An 18,624-nucleotide genomic window follows, 5' to 3' on the forward strand; every position below is an offset into this window, starting at 1 on the left:
ACCCCAACCACGACATCGCCCATCCGATAACGGCCAAGCCCAAGGCAAAGTTGGCAGCTGTCGTCCTCTTCATATGTTCAAGCCCTTAATTTCACCCGTGAAATCGCACTATCTCGATCGGATAGGTTAGCGGTCCAACGTCCGTTATGGGTCGAAAACGGACATCGTCGAGCAACGCCCTGGACCACTTCATCACGACTGCAAACGGCTGACCACTTTGGGCAGCGAACTGCCCACGGGGCAAATGGATGGCGAAGCTGGTCAGTTCATTGGCCTGAACTGGTCAGCTGTGATGGCAATGGGTGGTCGGTTCGGTGGCGATACGCAGAAATGATCCCAGGCACCTTTTCCCGACTTCATTAAACGCTCGGCTATCGGACGCCGACGGTTGTGGATGACTAAGCCATGAGTGCCTAATTAACGTATCCGAAAAACCCGGGCCAGCTCAGGCTCACTTATTGCCGTGAGAAAGTGACCTGACCCCGATCTTTGTTTCAGGATCGAGGCAATACAAGACGCGCCCCTTTAATTTATCTACGCAGAGCACAAAAGCTTTAATTGAATATTCCTCAATGTTGCCTGTTCCGGCGTATCTATGGTTCCTTCCGCTGTAACTCGATATGCTTGGCAGTCCTGCTCCGGACGCGGACGAATGAAGCAAGTGGCCGAATAAGTAAAATAGTGCAGTCCATCGCGATCATTACGGCGAACGGTTTCATTTTTACATGGCCCAAGAGTAGCTTTAAAAACATAATCTGTTGCTTTAATCTGCTTAATAAGCTCCATGCTGTTATTGTTAAGATCAGGAGTGGAAGCTAACGCAACCGATTGAAAAAGCGCCGCGAATAAAAAGGCAGCCATGACACTATTAAAATAAATTTTAATCATAACAATTTCCTGTAGAAAAAATTACTGCTGACCTGCCTCATGAATATGATTTTGGTGATCCTCAGACACGCTAGGCAAAGGTTGTGAAACTCCGCCAGGGGTGTAAGTTTTTTCTTGGAATATTGGACCGAAATTTTCTTGAATATTTGGCTCATTCCTAAACGCATTCTGTAAAGAAGTAACGGCGTTATTGTTAGATTTATCGCCAACATGTTCTCCATTAACTCTATTTATATCCACCGCTTTAGCAGAGTAATGATTACTGTGGATTGCATGTACGCCACCTGTAGTGCTATTAATATTAACAGATTGGACCCCCGATTTTGTAATAGCACTTTCAACCATGTTAGCAGTTTTTGTTGTCAGCGGTTGATTTGGGCTTGCTCCCGCCGGATTATCGTTCTTAAAAGTTACGGCAGATACATACCCCGCTTGAACATTTCGGCCTATCGATGAATTTAGCTTGATGCCCTCCATTCCATTGACGGGTGGAGGCTGTGAATTCGCGCGAGGCAATACACTATCAATAGTTGAATGAACGCACATGCTGTCCACACATGTACTTTTACCAGTTGGGTCGGTATTCAAAATTGGGTTGTTGTTAACGTAATCGTACCGGCTGAAGTTGAAAACGTTACCAGGTGTCGGATCGATGGGGTCAGCACTCAGGAAGCGCCCCGTACTGGGATCGTAATAACGCGCCTGCATATACACGAGCCCAGTGTCCGGATCGTTCACATGCCCCGTATACCCAGGCCCGTTCGGCGCCGGGCTCATGCTCGCCACCGCAGTGCCATACGGCGCATAGTCGTAGGTGGCAATGATGGCGCCGCTGGCGTCGGCCTTAGCTAACACTGTGCCCTGCGGATCAGTGTAGTAGTAATGATGCGTCCCTGCGTGCAAAAAGCCAGAAGAAAACAGGACAAAAAAACCGCCAACCCACCGACGGCTAGACCACCTTTCCTTCCGATTGCACATATCCCTTCCCCTTGCATGCTCCGATGTCGTTGCAGGAGCCTACAACAAACTCTGACTTAAACTCTGACTTAGAATGCAAGTCGCCTCCCCCGTGAAGCGGATCTTGAACGTCATACCGAGACTTTCTTTGCCATGGCCAATCGCGCTTCGAGCTTTTTCAGCACCGCACCCGACGAAAAGTACACCCCCGTACTCTTCGCCTGATCCCTCGAAGCCAGTCCACGGGAGATGAAGGCGGTCTGCTGCTGGCGCTGCTGAATGTGCGCCCGCAACGCGGACTCGACAAAGCCGGACAGACTTTCTCCGTCACGCAAGAGCTGTTCTGCAGCCTCGCGCAGAGCTGGCTCCACACGCAGCGAGGGGATGGTCGCGGTCTTCATGAAACCTCCTGATGCGATGCCATTGCGATACATAGTGGCGCATTCAGCGACAGGGGCCAATCGCACTGGCCCGGCATGGTATGTCGCCCGCTCCTCGCTCACGCCGGTTTGCGAACCGCGCACCTGTCGAGATCGCGGTCAGGTTCACTTTCTCACGGCAGTAAGCGAACCTGACCCTCTTTTAGCCCGCCGTCGGCAAGAACAATTTCCACTGGCCTTCGGAAACGACTTGAACGGCACCGTGATTCACGGCGATGGCGGTCTGATCATCGATGGCATAGACCGGCGCCGGTATCTTGGCGGCCCATTTTTCAGCGTTCTCCAAGGAGGCATCCAGGTGATTCGGGTTATCGAGGTGCGGGATCAATGCAAAGTCGACCCACCCTGCTCCGTGGGCCGTGACCAGAAGGCTGGCGACCTCACCCTCTGCGGTGGTGAACGAGAAGTTCTCAGACGTCAGCGCATCGCGATGACCACTGGGCGGCTGGGTGTAGTTTTCTGAAAATGTCGAAGACACCGCCATGCTCCCGGCGCTCACACCCACGTAAACCCATTCATGTCGCAATGAAGGCAGCAGCTCGGCGAGGCCGGATCGACGCATCCAGTCAGCCAGATAGACAGGATCACCGCCCCACACCAACAGGGCATCCGCCTCCTCCACCAGGGGAACCCAATCTTCTTTGGCGAGGCTCGGCAAGGCGGTGAGTTCCAGAACGCCCAGCGACTTCCAGCCCAGTTCGCACAAAGGGCTTCGCGTTTTTCCAGCGAACGCCTGCCACGCCATGGCAGCATGGCGCGGATAGGCATACATGGCGGTGGGAATGAAGAGCGCGCTGCACTCGGCGATGGGCTTGCCCAACAGCTCGACCAGTGCGGCGTGGATGCTGGCGTTGGTGATGCCGCCAGACGTCAGAAGAAATTTCATGCGGTTTCCCTCGTTTCGGTGAGCGTGTTCAGCAACTCATAGGTCGACGAACGGCGTCTGCCGTATTCGACAAAGGGTCCGTTTTTCTTTTTCGGAAACCGGGGTCGGCGCGGTACACAGGGGAGGTGATGTACCGCACCACCGGGTAGGCGCGTCAGGGGGGTAACGCGCCATGCCTTCAGGATCGAGGATGCGAGGACGTGAGCGAGGGCGAAAAACGTCGCTCAAAACAAAACGGCCCCGGATGATTTCCGGAGCCGCTCTGATGATGCCAGCCATGCTGAGCGCTAGTCAGCAAACGGGGCTATTTCTTGCTCAGCTGTTCCGCGAGCTTGGTTCCAAAATCGACCATGTGCGCGACCTGATCGGGAGTGAAGCGGTATGCATCCTTGCAGATGCGAAGCTCGATTGACTTACTGCGTAGAAACCCGGCCAGCTGATCTGGCGTCAATGATCCCTGCCAGCGCTCTAGCACCTTTTTCGTCATCCGGACTTCATCGTAATAGAAGGGCGTCAGCTGCACGATCTCGCCGTCGACGAGCCAACGGGTGTCGTTGCATCGCAGATATCGCCAATGGTCACTTTTGAGCAGGATCTCCATATCGATGCGATGGACTTGCCCGTACTCTACCCTGGCATCCCAGAGTATCAGCGGACCGCCCATGGCCAGCACATCAATAGACATTCGATCGCTTTCGACAAAGACCCTGCCAGGATCGAGCGTTAAGACCCGTACGGTCGGCTGCCTCGCGATTGCCGCGAACGAGATGCTGAGCAAGATAGCCGCGAGAATGCTGGATAGCTTCATGCCTATTTCCCCTGTGAGTTGTCCAGGGCGCACATTAATGGAAGCCGGGGTCGGAGTGCGCCGTTCTTTAAGGCAACACTGACCCCGGTTTTGTCGGACGCCTGCTTCTCGTCTTGATGGACCGGCTATTGGTAGGTAGGCAACTGCCGCGCGACATGCGACGCGTGGCCCGCGGGCAAACACGCTCGCCCCGCATGGTAGGTGGCCCGCTCTTCGCCCACGCCGGTTTGCGAACCACGCGCGTGCCCGAGCCTCTGCGATTCCACCTGGCGGATGATCTCGCGCACCGCCCTCGCGTCGTTGAAGATGGCATCCCCCAACACCGACAGTGTGTGGTCGGCGAACTCGGCCTCATCACTGGCGATCACCACATCGCCATGGGCCACGATCATGGCGATCAGCCGGTTGAGCGTGTCGATCTGGTCCATGGTCATGCCGAAGCGGTAGCGCTCATCCGCGCCGCCGGGCATCTCCTCTGCAGGCTCCGCGCCGGCCTCGGCCCCAGCCGCAGCCTCGCTCTCGGACCGGTAGGCCGGCCACGACATCTCGTCCAACACCAGCCCCACCTGCTCGGCCAACAATTCCAGGCAGATCGCCACCTCGCCCACGCGAATCTCGGCGGTGCACTCCTGTTCCTCGTCCGCCCTCCGCGGTTGCGCCAGATGCGACAGGAATTCGGCATACTCGCGCAGCTTCTTCAGCCGCAGTTGGCTGTCCTCCGGCAGGAAATAGCCCATCGTTTCCAGATCTTCCGAATCGAACTTAGACATGGTCGCCTCCTCATTCCATCGAAGTGCCCGTCCACGGCATGACGACGGACGGGGTGTCGGGAGGTTCGAAACCGCTAAGAGCCGGCGGGCGTATTCCCCCGAAGGGTGTTGTATTAGCCGCCCTCCCGACGCAGGAATCACGTCGGCTTGCACCTGCGAACAGGTACAAAAAACCCACCGGTTTGTCGGAGGTGGGTACCGCTCTTAGGGGAGTTTCGACGCTCCTTGAGTTGGAGTCTGCTATTGCAGCTGGAGGGTGTCAACAGCTGCGCTTTGTCCACTGCGCTGCGCACCTGACGCACAGAAGTGGGAACTCCTCGGAATTATGCAAACGCCTGAACTAAGCCGCGCCGCGAAGCGGCGGCGGCTTGTGCATATTCCACTCGAAAGTCGGCCAGTATGATTAGTCTCTGCCGACGCCAATCGGCAGAAACCGATCCGTTGCAGCCGGTGGCGAACGGCTTCTTTCGAGAAGACCCGTCTTCAGCGCTGGAGTTAAGCGGCGGCGAAGCCCGAAGCCGTCCGCCTTGGACGAATAGTCAGGGATCAAGCGCGACATGCGCTGATGCTGCAGCAGCGATAACAGATTGCCAAGCGGTTAGCGAAAGGAGCTGCTCAACGTTGGGCACATGCTCCCCGATCTGCGTAAGTGCACTCTCAAACGCATTGTTGAAGTTACTTAGGATGACAATTTCTGTGGGGCTGAATGCCGAACGGAATAGTTTGCTGTCCGGATGAAAGTCATCGGCCCACCAACAAGCAAACTCGTCGTAAGCATAGCCTTCGCTTTTGCAGACCTCAGTTTGAAATCTACGTTGCTCCTCAGCCGACGCGAAGAATTTCAGCAAGTGGATGCGCGACGTTCTAAACGTAAGTGCATGCTCATCCATTCAACTAGGCCCCAACGTTTGACATGAGCAGCCGCAAATGGGCGAAGTCCGCTTGTGAATGCCCGCTCGATGGGGGAGTTAACCCACCCGTTCCGCCAGTGCGTGCAGGAAGCGAGCTTCGAACTCTTCGTGCATCGCGGTATCGGCTTGAAGCAATGACACCACTTTATCAACAAGTTCGCTCTTGTTGTACGAGAGTCCGTTCCTAGAAATCACATCGCCAACAATCGTGATTTCGGAGCCTGCGCCAAAGATCTTGTCGATGATAGCGGGTGGGTAGTAGTACTCGATGCCATTCTTCGGCCAAACAACGATGTTCCCTGTGGGGATGCCCATCGCCACTAACTGGCCTGGTAGGCCAGCTGAGTGAACGGAGTCCAAAACAACAAAGATTCTGTCCTTATATGGGCTCCGCTGTATGTCGGAGAAGATCCCTTTGACGACGTTTAGAATTTCCTTGATGCGGCTGTCCGAATTCGCGGAAATTACACTGACTTGAGATTCTGGATGCCGCAGAGAGACTACGCGCTCGATGAACTTGTCGTCGCACTTTCCTTCAACGAGGACGATCGCCGAGGGCAAGTACAAGGTCTCGAATCGATTCCCAAGAAGGAAGAAATGAATTCCGTTGAAGTCCGACTGACTTTGGATCGGTTGAATCGAAATTTCATCGCCAACCTTTTGTACCGTGTAGTTGTTCGAAATTCGAGCCCGGTCTAGGAAGATCGTGGAATGCGTGGCGAATACTAGTGTCTTGATGTGAGGGAAGTACCGAGCGCGATGCTCCCGATCGAAGAGAAAGTCAGCCAGAATTCCTTGGGCTTCTGGACTGATCCCGAGTTCGGGCTCATCGATTAGGAAGGTATCGTAGTCAGCGTCAAGAAGACTCGTTACCAAAGTCGTGATCAGTCTGAATCCCGAACTTGTGTAAGAGATGTTGTGCCCGCCACACGAGATGTACTTCTGAGACATCGAGTTATCTTCGACGGTTTGGCGCCATTCAAGCTCCACGCCTAGAAGTGTTTTGATGATCTCAGCGAGACGGATGCGCTGACCGTCAGAGAGCTCTGCGATAGCTTGTTGCAAGTTTACCGGCGAATTGTCGATGTTCTGCTGCTGCTGTTGCCACTGCTGCACGAACTGGCTCCATCTATCGCTTCGTCTATTCTGATTCGGCGTGAAGTGGCCAAGAAGATTGAAGTTTTGATAACGTGCGGGACCCAAATATGAGGCGGACTGCCCCCACTGTTGCGTCAATGACTTCAAGAGGAACGACTTACCGCAATTGTTTCGCCCAACAAGTACGGAGTACTCCGAGTCGCGAATGGCTTGGAGTGAGGCGGCCGAAGAGTCGGCGAAATGCGTTCCTGGTTTTTGGTCGTATTGGTACATGGACGCTCGCGAAGGGTGGGCTAACAAAGATCGGAGTCAGGTTCACTTTCTCACGGCAGTAAGTGAACCTGACCCTGATTGTCCTCAAGATCTATCCCGGGCGCGAATGGCGCGGTCAAGAGCCGACCACCGTCGCGCGACCTGTCCGGCAATGGCAGGGCTCTTCGCGATTTTTGCGGCCCGATGAGCATAACTAACGAAATTCTGGTGCCCGGTGAATGTGTAGGCGCGATTCAATTTACCACGTTTAATCGACACACTAGTCTTCGCAAGACCCGCGTTCCTAGCCGCTTTAGACCGGGCAATGTCGGCCACGCGCACACCCTTTCGAAGACGACTGTAGAAACGACCAACACTGCCCGAACGAAGCAGTATTTTTTTCCCATTGAAGGTCAAACCCAGATATTGAAGTGGTTTTTGGATGCTTGTTCCGGGAGGGCCGAAAGTGCATTCTTCCAGCTTCTCCTTCTGTACTTCCAACTTGATTTCCGGGACGAGAGTTTCGATAAATGCTTTAGCGGCAACAGCGCGATGCGGCGGCACGACACACAGCACGTCATCGCAATAGCGACGGTAGAACCCGCCCCAAGCGAAAACCTGATTTGCCACGCGCTCGTCGAATTCAAGCATGTAGATGTTCGAAAGGGTGGCGCTGATGGGCGTGCCTTGGGGGATGCCTTTAGCATCGGGATTGACCTTCAGATGTTTGCCCTCCACGACGAGCTTACGAAATTGTTCGGGCGAGCAAATGCGCTTTCGGCCCGAGGCCTTCGGTGCATAGCGACTGATGCCAAACAAGGCGTAGAGCACGACTTGCTCGACCTTGGCATTACGGGTCAACGAGTGGTAGATGCTGTAATGATCGGCAGGTAGAGCATTCCTCCCTAACACCTCACTCCATTTCTTTTTCAGCAACTGATGGTCCAGAGCATCGAAAAAGCCGCTGATGTCATAGGCGAGCGCTGTGCAAGGGCGATGCGCTTCAATCCAGGTAAAAGCGTCGAGCGCAAAATGGACGTTGCAGCGGCCATCGCTAGTCCGAAATGCGGTCACGGCTTCTCCAAGCCCGCGAGCAGTGAGCAGCGCCTCGTAGCGTTTGGTGAGCTGCTGGGAGTAATAGGCATAGAGCGCCGCATCTCGGTGGGACGCGTAGCAGATGGGTCGCGTCTTTTTCTTGACTTGGAACCCGCTGGCATCCCGCCAAACCTTTTTCGTGGTCACGCTGGCCATAATCAAGGGCAGAAACTGCCACTTGGCCACGGTTGCCGGGGTCGAGACGAGTTTCAGCAGAGCTTCCCGGGGGATCCGCTCATCGAGGTGTAAATAGGACCTTGGGCGAAGTGGGTCGGCAGCCATGGGAGTTAACTGAGGGAGAGGGTCGCGGCAACCCATACTAGCTCCCTCAGCTTCCGGAATCCCGAAGGTATCCTCGAAAGTGGCACGCCACCAACACCGCGGTCGCAATCATACTGATGATAAAGTCATCACTGAGGAAACTACTCGTGGACATCGCTGCCCATCTGATAGCTAGTCAGCTATTCGCCTTGATGTGGGCGGGCGGCGGGGTGACCCCGTCGACCGTTGACATCGCAACAGACTCCCGCGTCACTGTTGCCGACGCGGTAAGCAAAAGTTAGGGGCTCACGGCGGCCACGTCAACAACCTTCCTACCCATGTGTCCCTATATCCATCCTTTTAACTTCCTCCGCCCCGGTTCCGACGTGGGTTTCGGCGTGTGAGACCTGCTCGCCTCAGGACGAGCCTTGTCAGTTCACTCCCAGTCCCCATGTGGACAGAGACCCCCATCGAACAGGGCAACGATGACCACCATCTATCGCGTCGGCACTTGGCAGGAACTCTTTGCCCTCCCCAACTTTGAGAAGGATCCAGTGCATAAGGATCTGATCAGCAAGGGGGACCTCGTCAGTGAGTACGAGATGACGCCCAGCGACGGGCTCAGGCCATGCGGCATTCTCAAGTGCGAGACCGATCATCGTCACGGCTACATCGTTCGGCTCCCAGATCAGCGGTTGAGTCATGTGGGTCGAAATTGCGGGAAAACACATTTCGGCGAATCCTGGTCCCGCGTCCGCAAGGCCCTTACCGCTGCACAGAAACTGGCCGCCAAGACCAAGGCTATCGACGAACTCAAGGCCGCGATCCACACCGAATTGAATCGCTGGCCTGTGTTTGATGCACCGGCATTCCTGGCTGCACGATTGGCCCTGACCCACTTCGATCGCCTGCCAGAGAAACTTCGGTCCAGCCTGGAAAGCCGGGCTCAGAGCGGTGACGTCGCTGTTCATGGATGGCGCACACCAACGGACGAGGACAAGCGCCTAGCCAAACTGCATGACCAGAGGCTCCCCACCTCCATCCGGTTTGATCGCGGCCCCCTTCAGGGGTTGCGCGGAATCAACCGCAAGACGCGGATCGACTACCTGATCGATCGGCACGGCCCATCGCTGATCCAAGAAGCCCAGTCGCTGGTCGACGCACCGGACATTCGATCGGACGACTTGAACACGATGCTGCGTCGCCTCACTGCGTTTCCTGATGGCCTCGACACCGGCATCAAGCACCTACTCACCTTCCTGACCGATGCCAACCTCAAGGTGGTTACGTACCTGCTGGCCGCCCAAGATCTCGGCATCGTCGGTCTTCGGTACGATGTTGGTGATCAGAACGGCTTCGTTCTCTCGTACAAAACTTCCTCCATGTCTCCGCGCGCCACTCGATGATGCAAACACTGACTTCCCTCATCCCTGACGTCGACGTGTTGGTTAGCCTCTCTCAGGAGGAGCTCGCAGGGGTCGTCCTGCAGTTGGCCAAAGAGCACCGACAGAACAACAAAATTCACATTCAGGCGATCGCCTCACACATCAACGGCACGGTCGGAATGAACAACGGCTACCCGCAGAAGCGCCTCCAGGAGGCCGAGATCGCACTATCTGAAGCCTGGAACTGGCTCACCGTCCAAGGTCTTCTGATCCCCGAACTGGGAATTAATGGTAGCAACGGCTGGATGCTGCTCGGTCGACGTGCGGAGGCGCTGCTCGTCAACAACGGATTTAAGAGCTACGCGCAAAGCGTGAACTTCCCAAAATCACTTCTGCACCCAGCAATTGCCGATGAGGTTTGGATTGACCTTGCGCGAGGCGATCTTGAAACGGCTGTATTCAAGTCATTTCGAGCGGTCGAAATCGCGGTGCGCGCAGCGGGCAAATTTGAGGATACGGATGTGGGCACGCAGCTCATGCGCAAAGCCTTTGACAAAACAACAGGACCACTGACTGATCTCCAGCAGCCTGAGGGAGAGCGTGAGGCGTTGGCGCACCTTTTCGCGGGCGCCATCGCCTCGTACAAGAATCCCCATTCACATCGTACCGTGACGATAAGTGACACGGGAGAGGCCCAAGAGATGGTGATCCTTGCAAGTCATCTGCTGCGCATCGTCGATAGCAGGCAGTGATCGCTAACTTCACCGCGAGGTAATTGGCGAAAAACCGCGTTGCGAAACGGGTCAGTGTGAGCTGGCCCTTGTTTGATGGATAAGCTTTATTACAACTGGTTCGTGGGCTCAAGGGTGTGCGGCTAATTATTTAAGTCTGCGCGCGCCGCCTTCAGAATGTCCTTCAACAATTCAGCAAATTTATCTGGCGACATTTTTTTAAGCACACGCGCTAATGCGTCATGAATCGGACTTACCGGCTCATCGTTTGCTATGACTCTGACCGGATTGGCGCCGAAGTTCTCAATAGCGGTACGTCGAAGCAAATCAAGCATCTCTTTATCTTCTCCCATCTCCGAACGGTACCCAACGAAGGAAAGCGCAGAGGCTTCCTTAAAGGCATAGTCTTCTGTGAGACGGGAAAGTTGCCCGTGTTTCCTTGCCGCGAACCAAGTCAGCCAAATACCTGGACTGAGAATTAGTACGTGTGTCACATAAGTGAACACACGCTCAAGAGGTGGCGCTGCGGAAGCAGTGGATGTGTCTTTGATCGGGGACGCCAGAGCAATCGTCTTAAATCCAAATAATGCCAGAACATCTCCCAGCGATATCAGGGCTCCTAGGAACAAAAGAATCAATCCAGCGACAAATATTTTTGTCCAAATCGATTGATCTCGCTCCAAGCTTTCCCGCCGATCCTTGAATGATTTGGCGAGGCCAATCTTGCTGGCACCCTGAAGCGTTTCTTCAACAAAATTTCGCTTCCGTACAAACTCGTCAATCAGCTCTTTCTGAGTGCTGACGTCTCCGTTCAGGTCAGTGACCAAGTCATCAACCACAATCTTCGCTTGAGTTGCGGCTGAAGCGCTAGCAGTCGCGTTGGTCTGAGCATTACCAGCTTCGCGCTCGTGCCCCTGAATTCTTGCTACCGATTCCTTGACCGCGCTTTCAAAGTTTGAAACAGCCCCTTGTGAGGATGTCGCAGCTTGTTGCGCGCTTACCGCTAACTGGGCGGCATTTTGGATGAGCTGAACATTGGCTCTAACCTCCTTGATGGTCGGCGCTGTAACGATGCTTGAACCCTGTGTTGGATCCGGCGCAACCCACGCTATCAGTTTGCGAATTTCCCAAAGGGCGATCAGCATCAACTGAGGCCGATTATTCCCGAGGAACCAGTCGGGACCGTTTCCAATGCCTTGCTGCACGTAACTCTGGATAGTATTGATCTGCTGAGTGATGTTTGGCCAAGTCAACGACTTCATAGCGGGATCAACTTTATTAATTTCCGCGTATTGGAGGCCAGATATACAAAGCGTGAACCAGTCCAAAATGCTTGATACCGGTATTTCATTGCCCCCCGAGTCTTTAATCACATTGGGTAACTTCGAGGCGAATTCCTCCCATTGGATTTTTAATCCAAGCAGCTCGTTGGCTTGCGGCATTTCACTCATAGATCCCCCGTTAGTATGACATGACTGGTGTGGGCTAATTTAACGTAAACTCTCGGCGAAAACGCTGGTTATCGCGCACTTGCAAACAGAGTTAAAAAAATGGTGTGAGATTTTTCTGTCATCTGAAAGAAAAAGTGGTATTCGAAAACTCGGGTAGCGAAAACTCGAGTCATTGTGCGCTTTTGAAGACTGTATAAACTGAGGAACACAGTTGGGAGGCCGTTTGTCGTCTGCACCCCTCTCACTCACCCCTCCAAACGATCAAACCGCAGATCCGAAGATCGGGGTCAGATTAACTTTCCCATTGCAGGTAAGTGAACCTGCCCCAATAGTTTTCGCCACTGCGGCCAAAACCTTTACGGCGTCGCCTTCCCGGCCGGAAGCGCAGCTGTTATCGTCGATAACCAGAGCCTCACCACGGCCGGCCCCTTCGGTTCTGCAGAATCACTGACGAACTGCGGCAGGTTGCCTTTGGGCACATTCGTGCTGGTGTACGTATGGACAGCACAGCCATCCTGCTGGCAATTCCAGGTGGCGTTGGTCCGGGCGAACGGAAGCACGACGTAGGGGCGTTCGCTTGCCAGACGATCAACCACCGAGGGACCGAGCTTCAAAGATGGCGGGTTGTCGCTGCCATAGCGGGCATGGAAGTTGCCCATCAACGCAATGACGAGCTGTCGCGAATCACTCTTGTCGACGGCGCGCTGAATTGCTTGAGCCATGCTGCTTTCCTTGAACTTCTGCGGGCCGCCCGCGCTCGCTATCGCGGCTTGATCGCCGTAGTCCGGCTCCATCGCGAAGACTTCCAGCTTGGCGCCCTCGGCGCGCAAGGCACGCGCCGTATCGATCAAGCGCAACATGGCCGTGCTGGAGCGGCCATCCTGCATTGACCAGAATGGGCTCTTCAGAAACATCGCCTGATCGGCGGCGCTGCCGGCAGATTGCAGGTAAGCGTCCAGGGGGGCCTGTTCGGAGCCTTGCATTTCCAGGCCGAGTCGCACCGTGCGCGTCGGCAGTGCCTCCCTCACGAGGGAGGCCACTAAATCAGGAGCTTCGTTACTGCCGTGGACTTCCCCGACGATCAGTAGGCGCCGGTCGGTGACAGCGCAGACGACGGCCTTGGCGGCTTGAGATAGCGACGTGACTTTTGCCGCACTTGCCGGTGCACAGTGTCTCGAGTCGATATCGGCCGGTGGGCGCTTTGCTGCGTGGCTGCTTGGCGCCGTCAGCACCATCAGTGTCAACGTTGCCAGCCATTTGCGCGAATTGAATCCGGTCATCCGTCATCCCCCTGGTCCGTGGGCGCATTCGATCCGCGCTCCGGTCGATTCAATCGAAGGAGCGCAGATCTTTCAAGCTAAATCTCCAAACAATCAAACCGCCGATCCGCCTCCACCTCCGCCTCATAGTCCACATCCCCCCGGTCAAACCCGAACAGCTGCAAAAACTCGTGCTTGTAGCCGGCGTAGTCGGTGATCTGCTTGAGGTTTTCGGTGGTGACTGTAGGCCAGAGGGTTTTGCAGGGGATCTGCACGTCGTCGCGCAGCTCCCAGTCGTCCAGCCGCAGGCGGCCTTCGTCGTCGGTGGGTGCCGCTTTGCCATCAGCACGGTAGAGGCGGTCGTGGAAAAGGCGGTTGGCCTGTTCGATGGGGCCTTCGTGGATGCCCTTCTCCTTCATGATCTTGAAGGCGATGGACACGTACAGCGGGATCACCGGGATCGCGGCGCTGGCCTGGGTGACGACGGACTTCATCACGCCGACGTAGGCTTCGAGGCCGGGGTGGCGGCTGCGCAGTTGCTTGGCGGTGTTGTCCAGGTGCTGCTTGGCCTGGCCCAAAGTGCCGTGCCAGTACATCGGCCAAGTGATCTCGGTGCCGATGTAGCTGTAGGCGACGGTCTTGGCGTGCTCGGCCAGTACGCCGGCGGCGCTCAGCGCGTCGATCCACAGCGCCCAGTCCTCGCCGCCCATCACGGTGACGGTGTCCTTGATTTCCTGCTCGGTGGCCGGCTCGATGGTGGCCTCGATCACGGTGTCCTTGTTGGTGTCGACCGAGGTGTTGGTGAACGGCTTGCCGATGGTCTTGAGCGCCGAGCGCACCACTTCGCCGGTGTCCGGCAGCTTGCGCACGGGCGAGGCCAGCGAATAGACCACCAGGTCGATCTGGCCGCCCATCTCGTTCTTGATGATCTCGATCGCGCGGGCGCGGGTTTCGTTGGCGAACGCGTCGCCGTTGATCGACTTGCTGTACAGGCCGGCCTGCTTGGCCGCCTTGTCGAACGCGGCGGAGTTGTACCAGCCGGCGGTGCCGGTCTTCTCCGGGCTGCTGGGCTTCTCGAAGAACACGCCCAGCGTGGCCGCGCCGTAGCCGAACGCGGCGGTGATGCGCGAGGCCAGGCCGTAGCCGGTGGAGGCGCCGATCACCAGCACGCGCTTGGGACCCTTCGCCGCATCGTGGCCCGCGGCCTGGGTGACCTTGATCTGGTCGAGCACGTTGTGCTCGCAACCGACCGGGTGGGCGGTGATGCAGATGAATCCGCGGACTTTGGGCTTGATGATCACTCGATGGCTCCTGCTGCTGTTCGGCAATTCGCCATATTAACCAAGCTGGGGGGCCATGCGCTGCCGTAGGGAGGTTCGGGTGGCCCGTTTTACTCGTCATCCCGGCGAAGGCCGGGATCGCAGTTGCTCGTGCAGTTGCTCGTGCGAAAGACCGGATGGATGACTGGCTTTGTTGCTGAAGAGCGATTCCGGCCTTCGCCGGAATGACGATATTCGGTTTTGCTCGTCATCCCGGCGGAGGCCGGAGAAGTGTTTCAACAGCGAAGCTGGTCATCGCCGTTGCTCGTGCGAAAGACCGGATGGATGACTGGCTTTGTTGCTGAAGAGCGATTCCGGCCTTCGCCGGAATGACGACATGAGGGAACGAGGCATTCCGAGGGAGCGACTTCGACTGAAGCCCACTTCGGAATCGCCACACGCTCAGGCGACGTCATGCGGAAGCGGGACGAGGAAGTCCGCTACCGGCTCAAGGATGATTTCCGGCAGGCTTTCGGCAATGGCTCCACGCAGTTGGGCCCAGGCTTCGGGATCGACCGAGGGACGGGCCAGACCTTCCGCCTTGGCCTCGGCCGATGGCCACTGGGTGTAGCTGTACCAAATATCGTCGGGCCCGCGATGCAGACGCGAGCCCAGCGAGCCCCGTTCGCTCACCAGCAATGGAGTGACCCGCGACCAGGCCTGGACAAAGGCTTGTTCGGCCCCGGGGTGCAGGCGCCAGCGGTAGAGGGCGCAGAAAACAGTATGGGCGTTGCTCATGGACTCTCACTATGTTGTACACGGCGCATGCGGTTCGCAGCGCCAATGTTGGGATCAAGCAATGCCGGAAGGGTCTGCCTCGAACAAATGACTAGCCCGCAGGATCCCGTGTCTGAATCGCGCGGGTCACTTCTATTCCGGCATGGCGCCTACGTGGAAGAGTCCCCAGCCATGGCCGTCCGGGTCGACAAAGCTGTGCGAGTACATGAAGCCCAGATCTTCCGGCTTGTCGTAGGTCGAACCGCCCGCGGCGAGCGCTTTGGCAACGAGGCTATCGACTTCATCGCGACTCTCGCACTGGAGGTTGAGCAAGACTTCGACAGCCTTGCTCGTGTCGCAGATGGCTTTGGGCGTGAACTCCTGAAACCTGGCGTGCGTGGTCAGCATCACCGAAATCGTGTCGCTGATGACGATGCACCCGCCAGTCTCATCGCCGAGCTGCGGGTTCCGTGAAAAACCGAGTGCCTCGAAGAAGGCCAGTGACTTCGGGAGGTCGACGACCGGGAGGTTGATGAATATTTGTTTGCTCACAGGTCGGTCCTCTGTGTTGATGGTGGTGTGGATATCCGCTGCAGCCTAGTGCTGGAGTTAGGCCTCACCGCGATAGATACTCTGATCGCAGTGGTAACGATTGTCAGGGTTGAGCGCGCGCAGACGCTCCACTTCAGCCCAAGTCGAATCCCAGGATCCTTCGGCCGAGAGTGGCCTACCAGGATATTCGTCTTCGAGCTGCTGGAACACGCGCCATACCGGCAAGTCAGAAGCTGCGCTGGAATCAAAGTAGGCATCCAGGAAACCCGGAAACCAGCCTGAGTCCATGCCCATGGACATATGCTCCGTACCCCCGAGGAAGACCAAGCCCCAAGGGTTACGGGGACCGAAACCATTCTCGCAGTACGCGATGCCAGTGTTGGATGCCTTGTGTTCGAGCACAGACCAGCAAGGATAGGCTTCGTCGGCGGCACCGTAGTCCCAGCCGCGCATAACTGGGTTCGGCGAAACCAATAGTGCTCGCACATGAGCCACGACCCGAGCATCATCCAGCACGGCAAGTTCGGCTTCGACTATTTCGAGCAGTTGAGCAGCAGTGATAGTCACAGTGAGGCCTAACGCCAAGTAGATTTCGAAATGAAGTCTAATCCTGCAGCCTGTCTCAGAAGAACCAATTCCCTTGCGGACTTCGTTCTCAAAGCACCCATAGCCTGGTTGCCTTGTTGCAGCCTGAACCCGCCAACCCATCCCGCAGCAAGTCAGGGTGATGCAGCCGCGGCATTCAAAGCCGCGACCATGCCTCGTATCTGCTCGGCATCACTGCCCAGCTCGCTGCCTTCCATATCACTCAGCAGCGGTCGTCGATGGTGCATGCCCGACGGCAGCTGGTGTTTGGCGGATGACCACGGTGGGAGCGGCTTCAGCCGCGATGCTTTTGTTTGTGGGCTCTGAAGCAAGGGCATCGCGACTGAAGTCGCTCCCACAGGGGCTGTGCAGGCCGCGAAATTCAGGGGTTCTCATGGACCTGGGCTTGCAGTGCGACAACGAGCGCACGCACCTGCTCCACATCGCTGCCCAGCTCGCCGCCTTCCATGTCGCTCAGCAGCGGGCGCCGATGGTGCATGCCTGACGGCAGCTGGTGTTTGGCGGAGGCGTGGAATTCATGCGCGCCGGTGGCGGCGGCCAGCGCGGCGATGTTCTGCGCGGTGACACCGGCGCCGGGCATCACGACAAGACGTCCCGCGGCTTGCACCACCAGCTGGCGGATCAGCGCCGCGCCATCCGGCGCGCTGGCCTGTGTGCCCGAGGTGAGGATGCGTTCGCAGCCTAGCGCCACGATATCTTCCAGCGCTTGCGCCGGTTCGCGGCTGAGATCGAACGCGCGGTGGAAGGTGATGCCCATGCCCTTGGCCGCGGCGATCAGCGTACGGCAGCGCGCCACATCCACGCCGCCATCGGCATCGAGCGCGCCGATCACCACGCCATCGCAGCCCAGCGCAACGCAGACTTCGATGTCGCGCCGCATGGTCTCGCATTCCAGCTCGCTGTAGAGGAAGTCGCCGGCGCGCGGGCGTATCAGCACGTACAGCGGAATATGCAGGTGTTCGCGGGCCAGCGCGATCTGCGCCCGCGAAGGGGTCAGCCCGCCCAGCTCCAGTGCGGTGCAGAGTTCGACCCGCCCTGCTCCGCCTTCCTGGGCGGCCAGCGCGGAGGCGACGGAGTTCGCAGCGATTTCGAGGATCATGAGTAGTTCGTCGTGTAGACGCTCTGCGCGGGGATCAAACCGTCCTGCTTCTTCGCATCGCATACGGCGTAGGAGAAGCCGCGCTGGATCGCGTACGCGCCGACCTCGCCCGCGCGGTTCATCGCCAGGAAACCGACTTGCAGCGTCTTCGACGCCTCCGGGCGGCGACGGACGATGCGCATCACCGCCTCCTTGCACGCTTCCTGCGGCGAGCGGCCCTGGCGCATCAGCTCGACCACCAGGAAGCTGCCGGCATTGCGTATCACTTCCTCGCCGACTCCGGTGGAGGTGGCGCCGCCGATCTCGCCGTCCACGTACAGCCCGGCGCCGATGATAGGGCTATCGCCGACGCGGCCGCGCATTTTCCACGCCATGCCGCTGGTGGTGCAGGCGCCGGCCAGGCGGCCTTGCGCGTCGATCGCCAGCATGCCGATGGTGTCGTGGTTGTGGGCGCCGCCGGGCATGCCAGTCTTGCCCTTGCCATAGTCATGCACTTCGCTGTTGATCGAGGGCTGGTACTTCGCCGTCTTCTGCCACTCGTGCCAGGCCTTTTCGGATTCCGGCGTGAGCAGCTCTTCTTTCTTGAAGCCTTGTTCCAGCGCGAACTGCAAGGCGCCCTCGCCGACCAGCAGCACGTGCGGCGTGCGCTCCATCACCCGTCGCGCCACCGAGATCGGATGGGCGATGTGTTCGATCGCCGCGACCGCGCCGCAATTGCCATCGGCATCCATGATGCTGGCGTCGAGGCTGACGTGACCATCGCGATCGGGATAGCCGGCCCTGCCGACGCTGTGATTCTTCAGGTCGGACTCGGGCACTTGCACGCCGGTCTCGACCGCGTCCAGCGCATGGCCGCCCTTGCCGAGGATCGCCCAGGCCGCCTGGTTCGCGGCGATGCCGAAGTCCCAGGTCGAGATCACCCGCGCGGTCGTCGTTGGCGGCGTGCGAGGTGCGGGACCGGCGGCCAGCTTGCCGCTTTGGTCTATCGGTCCGGCGGCCAGCTTGCCGCCCCAGGCCAGCATCGAAGCGGAAGCTCCCAGTAGGGAAGCCTTGAGGAAACGTCGGCGATCAGTCATCACTTTCTCCAGGTCACAAAGCAAAAACCCCGCACAGGATGCGGGGTTTCCTTCTTGCTGTAC

19 protein-coding genes are annotated in these 18,624 nt (G+C 57.4%); 2 read left to right on the top strand and 17 right to left on the bottom strand.

What is annotated here, in order from left to right; genetic code table 11:
- Positions 1 to 534: 534 nt before the first annotated feature.
- The 9 genes from BUA26_RS19945 to drt2 all read right to left on the bottom strand — a co-directional run bounded on the left by BUA26_RS19945 (position 535) and on the right by drt2 (position 8,387).
- On the bottom strand, positions 535 to 888 hold the full coding sequence (locus BUA26_RS19945; protein ID WP_143154124.1) for a hypothetical protein: 354 nt from the start codon (positions 886 to 888) through the stop codon (positions 535 to 537).
- A 21-nt stretch (positions 889 to 909) separates the two neighbouring features.
- Positions 910 to 1,866: an RHS repeat-associated core domain-containing protein gene (locus BUA26_RS00005; RefSeq protein ID WP_083572813.1), complete on the bottom strand. Its 957-nt coding sequence runs from the start codon at positions 1,864 to 1,866 to the stop codon at positions 910 to 912.
- Positions 1,867 to 1,976: 110 nt separating this feature from the next.
- A complete protein-coding gene (locus tag BUA26_RS00010) occupies positions 1,977 to 2,246 on the bottom strand; it encodes a YlcI/YnfO family protein (RefSeq protein WP_072756920.1) in 270 nt (89 codons plus the stop codon).
- Positions 2,247 to 2,427: 181 nt separating this feature from the next.
- Entirely contained in the window at positions 2,428 to 3,171 is a 744-nt protein-coding gene (locus tag BUA26_RS00015) for a Type 1 glutamine amidotransferase-like domain-containing protein (RefSeq protein WP_072756921.1), read from the bottom strand.
- 304 nt (positions 3,172 to 3,475) lie between these two features.
- The gene (locus tag BUA26_RS00020; RefSeq protein ID WP_072756922.1) at positions 3,476 to 3,979 is read right to left on the bottom strand and encodes a hypothetical protein; all 504 of its coding nucleotides are present in this window, start codon (positions 3,977 to 3,979) and stop codon (positions 3,476 to 3,478) included.
- Positions 3,980 to 4,104: 125 nt separating this feature from the next.
- On the bottom strand, positions 4,105 to 4,749 hold the full coding sequence (locus tag BUA26_RS00025; protein WP_072756923.1) for an XAC0095 family protein: 645 nt from the start codon (positions 4,747 to 4,749) through the stop codon (positions 4,105 to 4,107).
- Between the two features lie 539 nt (positions 4,750 to 5,288).
- Positions 5,289 to 5,639, bottom strand: a complete 351-nt coding sequence (locus tag BUA26_RS00030; RefSeq protein WP_072756924.1) for a hypothetical protein — start codon at positions 5,637 to 5,639, stop codon at positions 5,289 to 5,291.
- A gap of 78 nt (positions 5,640 to 5,717) precedes the next feature.
- Positions 5,718 to 7,031 (bottom strand): ATP-dependent nuclease, encoded by a 1,314-nt coding sequence (locus BUA26_RS00035; protein WP_072756925.1) that lies wholly within the window; start codon positions 7,029 to 7,031, stop codon positions 5,718 to 5,720.
- Between the two features lie 84 nt (positions 7,032 to 7,115).
- Positions 7,116 to 8,387 (bottom strand): antiviral reverse transcriptase Drt2, encoded by a 1,272-nt coding sequence (gene drt2, locus BUA26_RS00040; protein ID WP_072756926.1) that lies wholly within the window; start codon positions 8,385 to 8,387, stop codon positions 7,116 to 7,118.
- A 464-nt stretch (positions 8,388 to 8,851) separates the two neighbouring features.
- Between drt2 and BUA26_RS00045 the strand changes: the two genes are divergently transcribed.
- Together BUA26_RS00045 and BUA26_RS00050 are read left to right on the top strand one after the other, a co-directional pair.
- Positions 8,852 to 9,772 carry a hypothetical protein gene (locus tag BUA26_RS00045; protein ID WP_072756927.1) on the top strand — a complete coding sequence of 307 codons (921 nt, stop codon included), beginning with the start codon at positions 8,852 to 8,854 and terminating at the stop codon, positions 9,770 to 9,772.
- Positions 9,769 to 10,503 (top strand): TIGR02391 family protein, encoded by a 735-nt coding sequence (locus tag BUA26_RS00050; protein ID WP_083572815.1) that lies wholly within the window; start codon positions 9,769 to 9,771, stop codon positions 10,501 to 10,503. The genes BUA26_RS00045 and BUA26_RS00050 overlap by 4 nt, the downstream gene beginning before the upstream one ends.
- Before the next feature lie 122 nt (positions 10,504 to 10,625).
- On the opposite strand, the gene BUA26_RS00055 is transcribed toward BUA26_RS00050, so the two are convergent.
- From BUA26_RS00055 to BUA26_RS00090, 8 genes are all read right to left on the bottom strand, one after another.
- The gene (locus BUA26_RS00055; protein ID WP_072756928.1) at positions 10,626 to 11,933 is read right to left on the bottom strand and encodes a hypothetical protein; all 1,308 of its coding nucleotides are present in this window, start codon (positions 11,931 to 11,933) and stop codon (positions 10,626 to 10,628) included.
- 356 nt (positions 11,934 to 12,289) lie between these two features.
- Positions 12,290 to 13,213 carry a ChaN family lipoprotein gene (locus tag BUA26_RS00060; RefSeq protein WP_143154125.1) on the bottom strand — a complete coding sequence of 308 codons (924 nt, stop codon included), beginning with the start codon at positions 13,211 to 13,213 and terminating at the stop codon, positions 12,290 to 12,292.
- Positions 13,214 to 13,290: 77 nt separating this feature from the next.
- Positions 13,291 to 14,493 (bottom strand): enoyl-ACP reductase FabV, encoded by a 1,203-nt coding sequence (gene fabV / locus BUA26_RS00065; RefSeq protein ID WP_072756930.1) that lies wholly within the window; start codon positions 14,491 to 14,493, stop codon positions 13,291 to 13,293.
- Positions 14,494 to 14,913: 420 nt separating this feature from the next.
- A complete protein-coding gene (locus BUA26_RS00070; RefSeq protein ID WP_072756931.1) occupies positions 14,914 to 15,249 on the bottom strand; it encodes an antibiotic biosynthesis monooxygenase family protein in 336 nt (111 codons plus the stop codon).
- Between the two features lie 132 nt (positions 15,250 to 15,381).
- Positions 15,382 to 15,780: a VOC family protein gene (locus BUA26_RS00075; RefSeq protein ID WP_072756932.1), complete on the bottom strand. Its 399-nt coding sequence runs from the start codon at positions 15,778 to 15,780 to the stop codon at positions 15,382 to 15,384.
- A gap of 57 nt (positions 15,781 to 15,837) precedes the next feature.
- The gene (locus BUA26_RS00080) at positions 15,838 to 16,347 is read right to left on the bottom strand and encodes a hypothetical protein (protein ID WP_143154126.1); all 510 of its coding nucleotides are present in this window, start codon (positions 16,345 to 16,347) and stop codon (positions 15,838 to 15,840) included.
- Between the two features lie 400 nt (positions 16,348 to 16,747).
- Positions 16,748 to 17,485, bottom strand: coding sequence for a copper homeostasis protein CutC (locus BUA26_RS00085; RefSeq protein WP_072756934.1), 738 nt, complete (start codon positions 17,483 to 17,485; stop codon positions 16,748 to 16,750).
- Positions 17,482 to 18,561, bottom strand: a complete 1,080-nt coding sequence (locus BUA26_RS00090; RefSeq protein WP_072756935.1) for a glycosylasparaginase — start codon at positions 18,559 to 18,561, stop codon at positions 17,482 to 17,484. Before BUA26_RS00090 ends, BUA26_RS00085 begins: the two co-directional genes overlap by 4 nt.
- Positions 18,562 to 18,624: the final 63 nt, after the last annotated feature.

This window comes from Rhodanobacter sp. OK091, assembly GCF_900142825.1.
GTDB lineage: Bacteria > Pseudomonadota > Gammaproteobacteria > Xanthomonadales > Rhodanobacteraceae > Rhodanobacter.

Excerpts from the sequence above, each read along its gene's own strand:
- BUA26_RS19945 (WP_143154124.1), bottom strand. The coding sequence starts at position 888 with ATGATTAAAATTTATTTTAATAGTGTCATGGCTGCCTTTTTATTCGCG.
- BUA26_RS00005 (WP_083572813.1), bottom strand. The coding sequence starts at position 1,866 with ATGTGCAATCGGAAGGAAAGGTGGTCTAGCCGTCGGTGGGTTGGCGGT.
- BUA26_RS00010 (WP_072756920.1), bottom strand. The coding sequence starts at position 2,246 with ATGAAGACCGCGACCATCCCCTCGCTGCGTGTGGAGCCAGCTCTGCGC.
- BUA26_RS00015 (WP_072756921.1), bottom strand. The coding sequence starts at position 3,171 with ATGAAATTTCTTCTGACGTCTGGCGGCATCACCAACGCCAGCATCCAC.
- BUA26_RS00020 (WP_072756922.1), bottom strand. The coding sequence starts at position 3,979 with ATGAAGCTATCCAGCATTCTCGCGGCTATCTTGCTCAGCATCTCGTTC.
- BUA26_RS00025 (WP_072756923.1), bottom strand. The coding sequence starts at position 4,749 with ATGTCTAAGTTCGATTCGGAAGATCTGGAAACGATGGGCTATTTCCTG.
- BUA26_RS00030 (WP_072756924.1), bottom strand. The coding sequence starts at position 5,639 with ATGGATGAGCATGCACTTACGTTTAGAACGTCGCGCATCCACTTGCTG.
- BUA26_RS00035 (WP_072756925.1), bottom strand. The coding sequence starts at position 7,031 with ATGTACCAATACGACCAAAAACCAGGAACGCATTTCGCCGACTCTTCG.
- drt2 (WP_072756926.1), bottom strand. The coding sequence starts at position 8,387 with ATGGCTGCCGACCCACTTCGCCCAAGGTCCTATTTACACCTCGATGAG.
- BUA26_RS00045 (WP_072756927.1), top strand. The coding sequence starts at position 8,852 with ATGACCACCATCTATCGCGTCGGCACTTGGCAGGAACTCTTTGCCCTC.
- BUA26_RS00050 (WP_083572815.1), top strand. The coding sequence starts at position 9,769 with ATGATGCAAACACTGACTTCCCTCATCCCTGACGTCGACGTGTTGGTT.
- BUA26_RS00055 (WP_072756928.1), bottom strand. The coding sequence starts at position 11,933 with ATGAGTGAAATGCCGCAAGCCAACGAGCTGCTTGGATTAAAAATCCAA.
- BUA26_RS00060 (WP_143154125.1), bottom strand. The coding sequence starts at position 13,213 with ATGACCGGATTCAATTCGCGCAAATGGCTGGCAACGTTGACACTGATG.
- BUA26_RS00070 (WP_072756931.1), bottom strand. The coding sequence starts at position 15,249 with ATGAGCAACGCCCATACTGTTTTCTGCGCCCTCTACCGCTGGCGCCTG.
- BUA26_RS00085 (WP_072756934.1), bottom strand. The coding sequence starts at position 17,485 with ATGATCCTCGAAATCGCTGCGAACTCCGTCGCCTCCGCGCTGGCCGCC.
- BUA26_RS00090 (WP_072756935.1), bottom strand. The coding sequence starts at position 18,561 with ATGACTGATCGCCGACGTTTCCTCAAGGCTTCCCTACTGGGAGCTTCC.